Origin of the sequence: Phenylobacterium sp., assembly GCF_044372605.1 — a bacterium.
Classification (GTDB): domain Bacteria; phylum Pseudomonadota; class Alphaproteobacteria; order Caulobacterales; family Caulobacteraceae; genus Phenylobacterium.
This window is the reverse complement of sequence record NZ_JBILRO010000077.1, coordinates 1-13,209: the sequence shown is the minus strand read 5'-3', so window position 1 is coordinate 13,209 and position 13,209 is coordinate 1. Positions and strand designations below refer to the sequence as shown.

The following is a 13,209-nucleotide window of genomic DNA, read 5'->3' as shown; positions in this document are numbered from 1 at the left end:
GACAGGCCTGCTATGTTGCCCCGGGCGCCGAAATGGTGATCGCTCGCTACGCGTCTCATCCGACAGCGGCCAACGGAAATGGTCCGCTGGATCGGGTGTCGCTGCCAGCCTATGAAGCACTGGCTGAACACCTGCAACGTAGCTGACGGATCGCCCCATGACCGACCGGCCCTTGCCTTCGCTGTTCGAACTGACGTCGCTCAACCCGGCCTACCGGGACGATCCGCAGGTGTTGCTGGATGATCTTCGCGAGCGCTGCCCCGCGCACCGTGACCCTTCTTCCGGCAGTCTTGTGCTAAGTCGCTATGCCGACGTGCGCGGCGTGGTCAATGACCGGGAGATGTGGCGCGATCCTTTCAGGGCGGAAGAGGGGGCCATCCTTCAGCAACGCCAGATCGCCGGGGTCGACCGCAATCTGCCTCGAACCTCCACCACCAGCATCCTGTTGCTCGACGACCCGGATCATGCCCGCGTGCGGCAACCCCTGGCCCAGGCGCTTTACGCTCGGGTCGCCCGGTGCCGTCCGCAGGTCGAGGCTTTGGTTGATGCGGCGCTGGATCGCCTGCCGAGCGATGCGCCCTTTGATCTGATGGATCAGTTCTGCGTGCCGATCCCCATCGACGTCATCGCCGCTATCCTGGGCGTGGACCCGGAGCGCCTCGTGGAGTTCCGCCACTGGTCCGAGGGGATCATCCAGAGCCTGAATCCATTTCGCACGCCAGAGCAGACGACGGCGATGGAGGTGGCAGCTGTTGGCCTGGAAGCATACTTCACCGAGACGCTGGCGGCCCGTCGGCTTGAACCGCGAGATGATCTGATCACCGATATGGTCCAGCTTCAGGCGGCGGGCGCTGATCTGTCGGAGGCGGAACTGCGGATCAACCTGTCGGCCCTGTTGGTGGCCGGCAACCTCACGACGACCGACCTGATCGGCAACGGCGTGCGATTGCTCCTGAAGCATCCGGAGGAACTGGCGAAGCTCCGGGCCGATCCGAAGGCCGTAAACGCGGTCGTCGAGGAGATCCTCCGCTACGAGCCGCCGGTGGAGATCACCGGTCGACTGGCATCGCGCGAGATGGAGGTGGGGGGCTGTCCGATGAAACCGGGACAGGCGATCAGTGTGCTGCTGCGTTCGGCCAATCGTGACGCCGAGGCCTGGCCCGACCCGGAGCGGTTCGACGTCAGCCGCAAGCACCGTTCGCACATGTCGTTCGGCGGCGGCGCGCACATCTGTATCGGTGCGCCCTTGGCCCGGCTCGAGGCCCAGGTGGCGCTGGTGCGGCTGTTCGATCGGTTCCCGAATTTGCGCCTGGCCTATCCGGAAGCTGCGCCGGAGTGGCGCACGCTTCCGTTTTTCAGAGGCCTTCAGAGACTGGACGTCGTCGGCGGATAGGGCCGGTCAGGTCGCCGGACGCGGCGCCGGCGGCGTGCGCGGGCCTGAGGGTGCGTGCTTTGGCAGGACAGGTAGATTGCCAATCATGCCGTCGGGACGCGCCTTGGCCAGCATGCGCTTGTAGGCGGGTCGCGCCTCGATCTTTGCCTTCCAGGCCGCAATTTTCGGGAACAGGGCACCGTCCACGATGTTGAGCGCAGTACCGACGTTCAGCGGGAACATCATCATGATGTCTGCGCCCGAGAATTCCGCGCCGCCGAACCAGGGATTGGCGCGCAGGAAGTCCTCGGCGAACTGCATCACCGCCTCGGAGTCGACTGCTGGGGATCGGGTGGTCGGCGGGTTGGTGCGCCAGGCGCGGTAGTCCGAAAACAGCCGTGCGGCCAGAGACCCCTCGGCGTAGTGCATCCACATCAGATGGTTGGGGTAGTCACGGCTTTCCAGCGCAGGCTGCAGCCGGCCCCCGGCGTGACGGTTCAGCACCATCTCGATGATGGCGCCGCTTTCGACCAGGATCTGATCGCCATAACGCACGGTCGGCGCCATCGGCACCACAGGGCTGAGCGCGCGGATTGCGGCCATGGAGGCGCCCAGATTGCCGCGTGTGAACACCAGCTTGTAGGGCATCTCCAGTTCTTCCATCAGCCAGACGACCCGTTCCGAGCGGCGTCCTTCGAGGTGATAGATGGTGAAGTCCGGCATCGGGAGCGCCGGACCCTTCGGTTTGCGCCCAGGTGCTGCGAAGGCGGCGGGCGCAAGGGCCAGGCCCGCGAGCAGGGCCAGCGAGCGGCGGGCGATGGGGTTTTGCATGGCGTTTCCTCGAGGTTTCTGTTTGCGGACCCAGGTGGCTGGCCGGCTCTGTCCAGGGCCGCGGCGACCTTAAGCTGAGCCACAGCAAAAACCAGCGGTGGTCGAAACCTTGCGGCCGGGATTGGACCCTAGAAAATTCCGAGGGCCAACCCCGCCGCCATGGCCGCGCCAAGGTCGTGGCAGGGTTTCAGTGACTTCGAAGTCATATGCTTTGACGCCATGATGGCCTCGGCTGTCTGGGCATGTGTGCAGTGAATGACGGGCTCGGCTATCGGCTTGAGCCGCCATCCCATGACGATCCGGGCCAATTGGCGCGCAGCCCCGGTTCCGTCGCTACCGGCTGCGATCAGGTGACCGTAGGGGCGGGCGTTTAGATGATCGAGAACGTCGTAGTAGGTGCGATCAAACATGGCCTTCATCTCACCGGAGAGGGCGGCCAGGTTCTCAGGCCCGGCGAAGAGATAGGCCTGGGCCGCCAGTAGGTCGGCGGACGTCGCCGCCTCCGAGGTGACAAGGCGCACCTCGATATCCGGCTCCTGACGCGCGCCTTCGGCCGCGGCCTCGGCCATGGCCCGGGCCGTTCCGGTTCGCGAATGCCAGATGATCAGGATGCGTTTCATATTCGCCAGTTTAGCGACGGGTTGCAAAGCTGAAACCTACATCAGCTTGCGCCAACCCGTCCGACGCCTAAGCTTGTCGCAACAATCGTTCGGGAGGGGACTGAACCATGGATCTGCAAAAACGCTTCGCAACGGCGCTCACCGCCGTATCACTGGCGCTGGTGCCGATGTCGGTCGGCTACGCCCAGACGGCGAAGAAGGTCGCTGCGGCTTCCCCGGCCGGCGCGCTTTCGCAGGCGGCCAGCCCCGAGTCGTTGGGCTTCGACAGCGCCCGGCTGGCGCGATTGGACGCCTACATGGCGGACGCTGTCTCCGGCGGCCGGGTGGCTGGCGCAACCACACTCCTGGCGCGCCATGGCAAGGTCGTATCCTTCAAGACCTACGGCAAGATGAGCCTCGAAACCGGTCAGCCGATGACCAGGGATGCGATCTTCCGGATCTACTCGATGACCAAGCCGATTACGGGCGTGGCCCTCATGATCCTGTTCGAGGAAGGCAAGTGGCGGCTCGACGACCCGGTCACCCGTTACATTCCCGAGTTCAAGACGCTGAAGGTGGTCAAGACGGTCAATCCCGACGGGACCATGGTTCTCGAGGACATGAAGCGTCCGCCGACCATGCGCGAGATTATGAGCCACACCGCTGGGTTCGGCTATGGCCTGCAGGACGAGCATCCGGTCGACAAGATGTACCGGGAGGTACGGGTTCTGGGATCCTCGGGTCTCAAGGAGATGATTGATCGTACGGCAACTATCCCGCTGATCTATCAGCCGGGTACATCGTGGCGCTACTCGTCCTCGGTGGATATCCAGGGTTACATCGTCGAGAAGCTGAGCGGCCAAACCCTGGGTGCCTTTATGGAGAGCCGTATCTTCAAGCCCTTGAAGATGGTCGACACTGCCTTCTACGTGCCGGCGGCGAAAGCCAGTCGCCTTGCCGAGGTCTATGTCGGCAACCGTGAAACAGGAAAGATTGAGCCGGCTCGGACGGTCTTTGGCAACAGCATGCCGAGCTACCTGCAGCCGCCGGCCATGGAATCCGGCGGCGGCGGTCTGGTCGGCACCACGATGGACTACGCCCGTTTCGCCCAGATGATCGCGAATAAGGGTGAACTGGACGGCGCGCGGATCCTGGCGCCCTCGTCGGTAGAGCTGATGGGAACGAATGTGATTCCCAAGGACGTGTTGGTGAACTCCAACGGGACCGCCGGCTCGTGGTTCAACGAGGCAGTGGGTTTCGGCCTCGACTTCATGATCGTCAAGGACGCCCGGGCGGCCGGCACTAACCAGGGCAATGGCACGCTGAGCTGGGGCGGTGCGGCGGGCACCTGGTTCTGGGTGGATCCGAGCAATGACCTGATCTTCGTCGGAATGATCCAGCGGATGGGCGGGACCGGCGGCGATGACCTTGGCGGAATGGCCAGGGCCCTGACCTATCAGGCCCTGTTGCATCCGGAGAAGTAGCAGTCGCCTTCCCTCCCTTGCGCCAGGGAGGGAAGGCGTCACCGCGCCTTGACTTTCCGGGCCCCGCGTGCGCCCTTCCGCGCCTCCTAAAACAGCTGATTTCCCCCGGAAAATGCACGCTTATCGCTCTCATACCTGCGGCGCGCTGCGCGCCGATGACACCGGCAAGACGGTCCGTCTCTCGGGCTGGATCCATCGCAAGCGCGATCACGGCGGACTGATGTTCGTCGATCTGCGCGATCACTATGGCCTGACACAGCTGGTGATCAGCCCGGAGACGCCCGGCTTCAATGTCATGGAGCGGCTGCGCGCTGAAAGTGTGATCCGGGTGGATGGCGATGTGGTGGCGCGCTCGTCGGAGACGAAGAACGCCAACCTGCCCACCGGCGAGGTCGAGATCCGGGTACGCGAGATTACGGTGCTGTCCGAGGCCTCCGAACTTCCGTTGCCGGTGTTCGGCGAGCCGGACTATCCGGAGGAAATCCGGCTGAAGAACCGTCACCTGGATCTGCGCCGCGAAACGCTGCACCGGAACATTGTGCTGCGGTCCAAGGTGATACACTCGATCCGCAACCGGATGATCGGGCAGGGGTTTCTGGAGTACCAGACCCCGATCCTGACGGCGTCTTCGCCGGAAGGCGCGCGGGACTTCCTGGTGCCGTCGCGCCTGCACCCGTCGAAGTTCTACGCGCTGCCGCAGGCGCCCCAGCAGTTCAAGCAGCTGTTGATGGTCTCCGGCTTCGACCGCTACTTCCAGATCGCGCCCTGCTTCCGCGACGAGGACCTCAGGGCCGATCGCAGCCTGGAATTCTACCAGCTCGACGTCGAGATGAGCTTTGTAACGCAAGAGGACGTGTTCGCCGCGATCGAGCCGGTGATGCACGGCGTGTTCGAAGAGTTTGCGAACGGCAAGCCGGTGACGCCCTATCCGTTCCCGCGCATACCCTACCGGGCCTGCATGAGCATGTACGGCACGGACAAGCCGGATTTGCGGAACCCGATCATCATGCAGGATGTCTCCGACCCGTTCCGGGGCGGTGGATTTGGCCTGTTTGCGCGCATCCTGGAAGACAAGAAGAACGCCGTCTGGGCGATCCCGGCGCCGAAGGGCGGAAGCCGGGCCTTCTGCGACCGGATGAACAGCTGGGCCCAGGGCGAGGGGCAGCCGGGCCTGGGCTACATCTTCTGGAGTGAGGATCAGGGCGGCTGGGGTGGCCCGATCGCCAAGAACCTCGGCCCCGAAAAGACCGATGCGGTCATGACCCAGATCGGTATGGGGCAGGGCGACGCCGCCTTCTTTGTGGCCGGCGATCCCAAGACCTTTGTGAAGTTTGCCGGCGCGGCCCGCACCAAGGTCGGGACCGACCTCAAGCTGGTGGACGAGGATCGCTTCGAGTTTGTCTGGATCGTCGATTTCCCGATGTTCGAGATGAACGAAGAAAGCAACCACGTTGATTTTTCTCATAATCCCTTCTCGATGCCGCAGGGCGAACTCGAGGCGCTGAACACCCGGGATCCGCTGGATATACTGGCCTATCAGTATGACATCGTGTGCAATGGCTATGAGCTGTGCTCCGGCGCGGTGCGGAACCATCTGCCGGAGATCATGGTCCGGGCGTTCGAGATCGCGGGCTACAACGAGAGCGTTGTGGAAGAGCAATTCGGCGGCATGCTGAACGCGTTCCGCCACGGCGCGCCGCCGCACGGGGGCCTTGCGCCCGGCATTGACCGGATCGTGATGCTGCTGGCCGGCGAGACGGCGATCCGCGAGGTCATCGCCTTCCCGCTCAACCAGCAGGGCCAGGACCTGATGATGAATGCGCCATCAGAAGTCGCCGAGAAGCAGCTGAAAGAATTGCATATCCGGCTGGCGCCGCCGATCAAGGTCTGACCAGGTCAGCGCGACGAGTAGCGAAAACCTGTACAAGTCCGCCCGACCAGACCGCGCGGCAGCCGTGTGGCGGGACCGGCGCAGGCGTCATCGATCTGGCTCTGGGTGAGGCCGGTGGCGTTGGATAGATCAGCGCCGGTCAGGCCCGCCCTGGAGAGATCGGCGCCGCGAAAGTCGGCGCGATAGAATCGCGCGTTCGAAAGGTTGGCTCCGGTCAGGTCTGCGGACCGGAACGAAGCGCTGGCGAATTCGCCGAAGGACAGGCTCGCGCCATTCATCTGTGCGTCGCGGAAGCTGACGCCGCTGGCCTCGACGCGCACGAAACTGGCGCCGCGGAGGCCTGCGGACTGGAAGTTGGCGCCGGTCAGGCGAGCCCGCGAAAAGTTGGCGCCTGACGCCTTTGCATCGCTAAGGTCGGCGCTGGAGAGATCCGCCTGCTCGAAGTTGGCGCCCTTCAGGGTGGCGGACCGCAGATCTGCATCGATCATGACGGATTTCCGGAAAGCCGCACCGGAGGTCTCGGCTTCGGACAGATCAGCCATCGAGAGCGTGGCGCCGGTGAAGGAAACGCCCATCACTTCGGTGGAACGCAACTTCGCACCGGTAAGGTTGGCGCCCGTAAAGTTGGCCCCGCTCATGGCGGCGTCGCTGAGATCGGCCTTGGTGAGGTCTGCGCCGGTAAAGTTGGAGGCGTGCAGCCGGGCTCCACGCAGGTTGGCGCCTGTGAGGTCCGCACCGGAGAAGTTGGCGCCGGCGATCCGGGCACCCGACAGGTTACGACCGGCTAGCTCGCAACTTATGCAGGAGCCGCCGAAGGAGGTCTGGCGCGCCACTTCGCGATCGCGCGCCGAGGCCGCGCCATCCGAAATCAGGGCGACCAAAACGCTTACGGCGATAACAGTGAAGGGTGTGGCGAGCTGCATTCTGAGGATTGTCCGGGAACTCCCAGGGTCACCTGTGCCTGCCGCTTGCGGTGGACGCCACTTAATTCGTGGTAACTTCCGGTGGGTTAGCCTGCCTGGCCTTCCGGCACCCGACCTGATCGGGTCCCACAAGTATCGCAGATCATGGCCTGGCCCTTGCGCACGACGGCCGTGTCGCCACAGGCGGCGCAAACCTCTGCCTCCCGCAGACCGAAGGGACCACCGCCACGGCCCGCACCGGGCAGGAAGACCAGGTTGTCAGGCGCAGTACCGCGCGCAAACCCCTTGGAAATGTAGCGGGACGCTGGCTGGGGCTCCTCCGCCGCAACCCCATCGGCCTTGCCATGCCCAAGGCCGTCGGCGTTCAGCTCACCGGGATCAGCATTGCCCAGTTCGTCGCGTCCCAGATAGCTGATCCCGAGTTCCCGGAAGATATAGTCCAGGATCGAGGTCGCTGACTTCACCGTATCGTTGCCGGTGACCGGGCCTGCGGGCTCGAACCGGGTGAAGACAAAGGCGTCCACAAATTCGTCCAACGGCACGCCGTGCTGCAGGCCGATCGAGATCGAGACGGCGAAGTTGTTCATCAAGGACCGGAAGGCCGCACCCTCCTTGTGCATGTCGATGAAGATTTCACCGAGCTCGCCGTCGTCATATTCACCGGTATGGAGATAGACCTTGTGACCGCCTACCGAGGCCTTCTGGATGTAGCCCTTGCGGCGATCCGGAAGTTTTCGGCGGGTGCGATCCCGTTCGATGATCCGCTCCACGATCCGGGGCTCAGCCTCAACGAGAGGCGCCCGGACGGGTAGATCGGGCACTGAGGGGATGTCGAGGTTGAGAGATGCGGGCGGCAACGCGCGCGTGACCCGTGTTGCAACGCCGTGACCGACGAATGCGGCGGCCACGTCAGCGACACTGGCCTCCCAGGGCAATTCGACTTCGAGGACTGGCGGCACATCGAGGACCGGCGCGAGCGCGCGCAGAAGCTCGGCATGAGCGCGCGGTTCGATGGCCGCGCCGGCGCGGACCACGCGCTGCACATCCGCGCCGAGCACAGCGAGACCCTTTAAGGAGTCGTCCCCCAGAATGCAGGCTTCTGCGGTCAGGATTTCCTCAGGAGAGAAGCCGGATAGCGCCAGCACATCCAGCAGTGGATCGGCGAGTTGATCGGGGGACGCGCCCATGACATCGCGCAGGAAGCCTTCCCCGACTATTGGCGGTGCGAAGGCCTGCGAGAGTCGCGAGACGAACGGGAGTTCTGCCTGTGCGGCCTCGATCTCGAGGGCTGAAAAGCCTCGCGCCGCCAGCGATTGTGCGTTGACCCCGGGTGTATCGTCGAGACTTCTGCGGCCCAGCAAGGCAATCCGCGCCGCGTCAAGATCGACGTCCAGAGCGCAAAAGCCCAGAATAGCCGCTTCGGACAGGACCCTGACCAACTCGCCATCCGCCGTTTCGGCCAATGTCACCGGGCCGGACCAGGGTGCGGCGTCCAGTCGTGCGCCGAGCCTCAGCGCCAGTTCCGGAGCGCTGACCAGACCCAGGCGAATGTCCAGGGCAAGGTCCTCGGTGGCCGCCCGGGCCTGCAGGAAGAGATTGCGGGCGGCGTCGCGCGCCTGGGGGCTGTCGTAATCAAACCCTTGCGCCACCAGCCAGTCGGCCAGACCCGCCAGGGCCAGCAGAAGGGGGCCATCGGTTTCAGCCGCCAGCGCCGTTACGGCGAGTTTGACGTGCGCCGAGAACCCGACCTCGTCGAACGCCTGGTCACGCCAGAAGCTCATGAGCTCGAGTCCGGCCGTGGGGAACCCTGCTGCTTCCGCTATGGCGGCAGCGTCCCGGGCGTTTGTGGCGGCGATCACGCGACCTGTGGTCCAGGCCGCCCGTGCCAGCACCGGCGAAACAGGAGAGGCCGTTACGACCGGAGCCAACGGCGCGGCGGACGGTGCGGCGCACGGCCAGTCGCTGACGCCGGTTCTTGCGAGGGCGATGGCCTCGAGGATTGTCGCATCCTCGGCGCCAATCGCGCGGGCGGCCTCCGAGGCGCGGGCCAGGCTGGTATTGCGCGAAATGTCAGCGCAGGCTTCCGGGTCGCCGTCACAACGCAGGACCGCCAGCATCACCGCCTCCAGCCGTTCGCGCATCAGGCGCGCCGACGCGCGGGCCGCCTCGCGACCCCGGTGTACGGCCTCCATGCGTTCAAGTGGCTCGTCGCCCGGATCAAGGATCTTAAGAGCAGGGGCGGGCGGGGCCAGTGCGACAGTCCCAAGGGTCATAGCTTCGCTCAGCGCGTCGCGGAAACGGGTGCGCGCCCGGAGGTCTCCGGTCAGACCCTTGGCCTGCGCCTTGCCCGCCAAATCATAGGCCCGTTCCTGGATGGCCGTCGCAAGATCTGTCCGGCCACCGGCCCAGTCGATCCACGCTTCGGTTCTGGCGTTGGTGAAGTGCGCGGGCGCCTCGACCTGCACGACGCGATCGCGAAGCTCCAGGGTTCGCCCCTCGATTCCCGCGGCTGGTGGTTCGCTGCTCATGGCCGACTCCGTGAGGGGTTCAGCCTAGGCGGCTCCGGGATAGTCCGGCAACAGATGTTGTAGCTGCTGCGGCTGTCATCCCCAACATATTGGAGAAAAACCGTTGAACCCGCAGTGCTGGACGGTCCGGGAACTCGCCCCTATAGTCCCGCCGAACCCAGCCCCGAAGAGCCCTGACCTTGTCCGTCCTGAAGACGATTTTTACCTGGTGGAACGGTGCGACCACCGGCATCTATTTCACCATTGCCAAACGCGGCCGGTTTGTCGGCCAGGATGAGTTGGGAAACCGGTACTATGAGGCCCGCGACACCCACGATAGCTACGATCGCGGGCGCAAGCGCCGGTGGGTGGTCTACAAGGGGTATGCCGACGCGTCCAAGGTGACGCCGGACTGGCACGGCTGGCTGCGATACACCTTTGACGAGCCGCCGACGATCGAGCCCTTCGTGGTCAAGTCCTGGGAAAAGGCGCATCTGCCCAATCTGACCGGAACGATCCACGCCCGTAAGCCTCTGGGGGCTATCTCCCGGGGTGGGGAGCGCCAACGGGCGACGGGCGACTACGAGGCCTGGAAGCCGGACTAGCTGTGACCTCCCGATACACGAGATCAGGGCCCGCGCGCCGACTTGGCCTTGGCCTTTTGGCCGGGGCGGCGCTCGCGACCATGGTTTCGGCCCAGCCGGCGCCCCCAGTGGCCCAGACGCCACCCGCGCCACCGGCACCCACCGCGCCGGCCTCTGAAGAAGCGCCGCCTGCCACTGTCACCACGCCGTCCACAGACGCGGCGACGCCGCTGACCGAACAGGAGGTTGCGCCGGCCCTGCCGCCCAAAGCCCGGGTGGCTGAGAAGCCGGTAGAAACCATCGTCCGGCGCGAGCGCTACAACATCGCGGTGTTGCAGGCGCTGGACAAGGTGACGGCCGAAACACTGCGGTTCGAAGCACGGGTCGGTCAGCCGGTACGTTGGAAGGGCCTCATCTTCACCGTCAGCGCCTGCGAACGGTCGGCGCCAAATGAGCCGATCGCCGATTCGATCGTGTATCTGAAGATAGACTCGCAGCCGCGGCCCCAGCCGGGACGGCCAAGCCCGCCCTCGCGTGAAGCCTTCAAGGGCTGGATGTTTGCCGCGTCTCCGGGCCTTAACCCGTTGCAGCACGCCTCTTATGACGCCTGGGCGATCAGTTGCAGGACAAATGCGCCGCCCATTCCGGTGGCTTCCACGGCCGTCCGCCCGCCAGCCTCCCGGGCTCCCGCAACGACCCTGGCTGCTCCGTCTGTTGTGACCGCCCCGGCCATTTCTCCGGCGCCGACCGCTGCGCCGGATCCCGTGACAACGGCGCCGGAGCCGTCACCTCCCACGCCGTAGAAATCCGCCTTGCCCCCGAGAGCCTCGGCCAGGCGCTGACGATAGTCGGCGCGGTCGATCTCCCGGGCGCCGAAACTGGCGAGATGGTCGGTGAGGAACTGGGTGTCCAGGAGGCGAAAGCCCCGGGAGATCAGGTGGCCGACCAGATGCACCAACGCGACCTTTGAGGCGTCGCGGCGGCGAGAGAACATGCTCTCCCCGAAGAACGCGCCGCCCAGGGATACGCCGTAGAGACCGCCTACCAGTTCGCCGCCCTGCCAGCACTCCACGCTATGGGCGTGACCCAGCGCATGCAGTTCAAGATACAGGCGCTCGATCGGCCGGTTGATCCAGGTCTGGGTGCGCCCCGGGCCGGAGGCCGCGCACGCCAGCACGACATCATGGAAGGCGGTGTTGAGGCGGACGACAAAGGGCTCGGCGCGCACGGTTCGTGCGAGACGGCGTGAGACATGGAACGCATTCAGCGGGATTACACCGCGGCGCTCCGGGTCTACGAGGAAGACGCCGGGGTCTTCGCGCGCGTCCGCCATCGGAAAGACGCCGCGCGCGTAGCAGTCGAGCAGATCATGAACGTCGAAGGGCGGCATGAGCGTGGTCTACGCGCCATCACCGGGGCTGGAAACCACTCAGCCGGCGTTGGCCGCCATCCAGCGCTCCAGCCAGTGGATGTTGTAGTCGCCGCTCAGAATGTCGGGCTGATTCAGGAGTTCCTGAAACAGGGTGATGTTGGTGTCGATGCCGCCCACCACGATCTCGCCCAGGCAGCGATTGAGGCGCGCGATGCATTCCTCCCGGTCGCGTCCGTGGACGATCAGCTTGCCGATCAGGCTGTCGTAGAACGGCGGGATCGAGTAGCCGGCATAGAGCGCACTATCCATGCGAACGCCGAGACCGCCCGGGGCGTGGTAGTCGGTGACAAGACCTGGCGAGGGGGCGAATGTCTTCGGGTTTTCGGCGTTGATCCGGCACTCGATGGCGTGGCCTTCGAAGACGATGTCCGATTGCTTGAAGGACAACGGCAGGCCGGCGGCAATGCGGATCTGCTCCCGCACCAGGTCGATGCCGGTGATGGCCTCGGTGACCGGGTGTTCCACCTGCAGGCGGGTGTTCATCTCGATGAAGAAGAACTCGCCATCCTCGTACAGGAACTCGATGGTGCCGACGCCCAGGTAGCCGATCGCCTTGACTGCATCGACCACGACCTTGCCGATCTTCGCGCGGGCGGCGGCGTCGAGGGCCGGGGAGGGCGCTTCTTCCAGCACCTTCTGGTGGCGGCGCTGCAGCGAGCAGTCGCGCTCGCCTAGGTGGCAGACGTTGCCGAAACTGTCGGCGATCACCTGCAGTTCGATGTGGCGTGGCGTCTGGAGGTAGCGCTCCATATAGACCGCGTCGTCACCAAAGGCGGCCTTGGCCTCGGATCGCGCGGTCTGGACGGCCTCGACCAGATCCTCCTCCGATTTGGCCACCTTCATCCCACGCCCGCCGCCGCCGGCAGCGGCCTTGATCAGGACGGGAAAGCCGATTTCTTTGGCGGCAGCAAGCGCCTCCTCCTCGGTCGTGACGGCGCCATCCGAGCCGGGAACCACGGGAATTCCCACGGCCTTGACGGCCTGTTTGGCGGTGATCTTGTCACCCATCATCCGGATATGCTCCGGCTTGGGGCCGATGAAGGTGAAGCCGTGGGCGTTCACGATCTCGGCGAAGCGGGCGTTCTCGGACAGAAACCCATATCCCGGATGCACAGCCTGGGCGCCGGTGATTTCGCAGGCCGCGATGATCGCCGGGATATGCAGGTAGCTTTTGGACGCGGGGGCCGGGCCAATGCACACGCTCTCGTCGGCCAGCCTCACCCACATGGCGCTGTCGTCAGCTTCGGAATGCACGGCCACCGTGGCGATGCCCATTTCCTTGCAGGCCCTATGGACACGCAAGGCGATCTCGCCCCGATTGGCGATGAGGATCTTGTCAAACATGGCGCTATTCGATGATCGCGAGCGGTTCACCGAATTCCACCGGCTGGGCGTCGTCGATCAGCACCTGCACGATCTTGCCGGCCCGGGGTGCGGGCACGGGATTCATGGTCTTCATCGCCTCGATGATGAACAGGGTCTGGCCGGCTTCCACGGTGTCGCCAACCTTCACGAAGGACGGAGAGCCCGGGTTTGGCTGCAGATAGACAGTGCCCACCATAGGAGACTTGACGGGGTCACCCTTC

The 13,209-nt window shown here is 65.0% G+C and carries 11 protein-coding genes and 1 pseudogene; 5 read left to right on the top strand and 7 right to left on the bottom strand.

Annotated features, from left to right (window positions below):
• Nucleotides 1-157 precede the first annotated feature (157 nt).
• A complete protein-coding gene (locus ACIQ42_RS08425) occupies nt 158-1,393 on the top strand; it encodes a cytochrome P450 (RefSeq protein WP_397421752.1) in 1,236 nt (411 codons plus the stop codon).
• Nucleotides 1,394-1,399: 6 nt separating this feature from the next.
• Here the strand turns inward: ACIQ42_RS08425 and ACIQ42_RS08420 are convergent, their stop codons facing one another.
• Both ACIQ42_RS08420 and ACIQ42_RS08415 read right to left on the bottom strand, forming a co-directional pair.
• Complete coding sequence (locus ACIQ42_RS08420) at nt 1,400-2,203, bottom strand: glutathione S-transferase family protein (protein WP_397421751.1); 804 nt, start codon at nt 2,201-2,203, stop codon at nt 1,400-1,402.
• Nucleotides 2,204-2,331: 128 nt separating this feature from the next.
• Nucleotides 2,332-2,823: an NAD(P)H-dependent oxidoreductase gene (locus ACIQ42_RS08415; protein ID WP_397421750.1), complete on the bottom strand. Its 492-nt coding sequence runs from the start codon at nt 2,821-2,823 to the stop codon at nt 2,332-2,334.
• A gap of 107 nt (nt 2,824-2,930) precedes the next feature.
• On the opposite strand from ACIQ42_RS08415, the gene ACIQ42_RS08410 reads away from it, so the two are divergent.
• Both ACIQ42_RS08410 and aspS read left to right on the top strand, forming a co-directional pair.
• A complete protein-coding gene (locus ACIQ42_RS08410) occupies nt 2,931-4,286 on the top strand; it encodes a serine hydrolase domain-containing protein (RefSeq protein WP_397421749.1) in 1,356 nt (451 codons plus the stop codon).
• Nucleotides 4,287-4,398: 112 nt separating this feature from the next.
• Complete coding sequence (gene aspS / locus ACIQ42_RS08405; RefSeq protein WP_397421748.1) at nt 4,399-6,177, top strand: aspartate--tRNA ligase; 1,779 nt, start codon at nt 4,399-4,401, stop codon at nt 6,175-6,177.
• 5 nt (nt 6,178-6,182) lie between these two features.
• Here the strand turns inward: aspS and ACIQ42_RS08400 are convergent, their stop codons facing one another.
• The gene (locus ACIQ42_RS08400; protein WP_397421747.1) at nt 6,183-7,100 is read right to left on the bottom strand and encodes a pentapeptide repeat-containing protein; all 918 of its coding nucleotides are present in this window, start codon (nt 7,098-7,100) and stop codon (nt 6,183-6,185) included.
• Between the two features lie 86 nt (nt 7,101-7,186).
• Complete coding sequence (locus ACIQ42_RS08395) at nt 7,187-9,628, bottom strand: ribonucleotide reductase (protein WP_397421746.1); 2,442 nt, start codon at nt 9,626-9,628, stop codon at nt 7,187-7,189.
• 179 nt (nt 9,629-9,807) lie between these two features.
• Here ACIQ42_RS08395 and ACIQ42_RS08390 point away from each other — a divergent pair, with 179 nt between their 5' ends.
• A complete protein-coding gene (locus ACIQ42_RS08390) occupies nt 9,808-10,212 on the top strand; it encodes an NADH:ubiquinone oxidoreductase subunit NDUFA12 (RefSeq protein WP_397421745.1) in 405 nt (134 codons plus the stop codon).
• Between the two features lie 80 nt (nt 10,213-10,292).
• Nucleotides 10,293-10,994 (top strand): DUF2155 domain-containing protein, encoded by a 702-nt coding sequence (locus tag ACIQ42_RS08385; RefSeq protein ID WP_397421753.1) that lies wholly within the window; start codon nt 10,293-10,295, stop codon nt 10,992-10,994.
• Here the strand turns inward: ACIQ42_RS08385 and aat are convergent.
• The 3 genes and pseudogenes from aat to ACIQ42_RS08370 all read right to left on the bottom strand — a co-directional run.
• Nucleotides 10,967-11,581: pseudogene (gene aat, locus ACIQ42_RS08380) on the bottom strand (leucyl/phenylalanyl-tRNA--protein transferase); the annotation flags it as partial. The gene ACIQ42_RS08385 and the pseudogene aat overlap by 28 nt on opposite strands.
• Nucleotides 11,582-11,620: 39 nt before the next feature.
• Nucleotides 11,621-12,967 carry an acetyl-CoA carboxylase biotin carboxylase subunit gene (accC, locus tag ACIQ42_RS08375; RefSeq protein WP_397421744.1) on the bottom strand — a complete coding sequence of 449 codons (1,347 nt, stop codon included), beginning with the start codon at nt 12,965-12,967 and terminating at the stop codon, nt 11,621-11,623.
• Nucleotides 12,968-12,971: 4 nt separating this feature from the next.
• Nucleotides 12,972-13,209 (bottom strand): acetyl-CoA carboxylase biotin carboxyl carrier protein (locus ACIQ42_RS08370; RefSeq protein WP_397421743.1); only part of this gene is annotated, 238 nt, incomplete at its 5' end.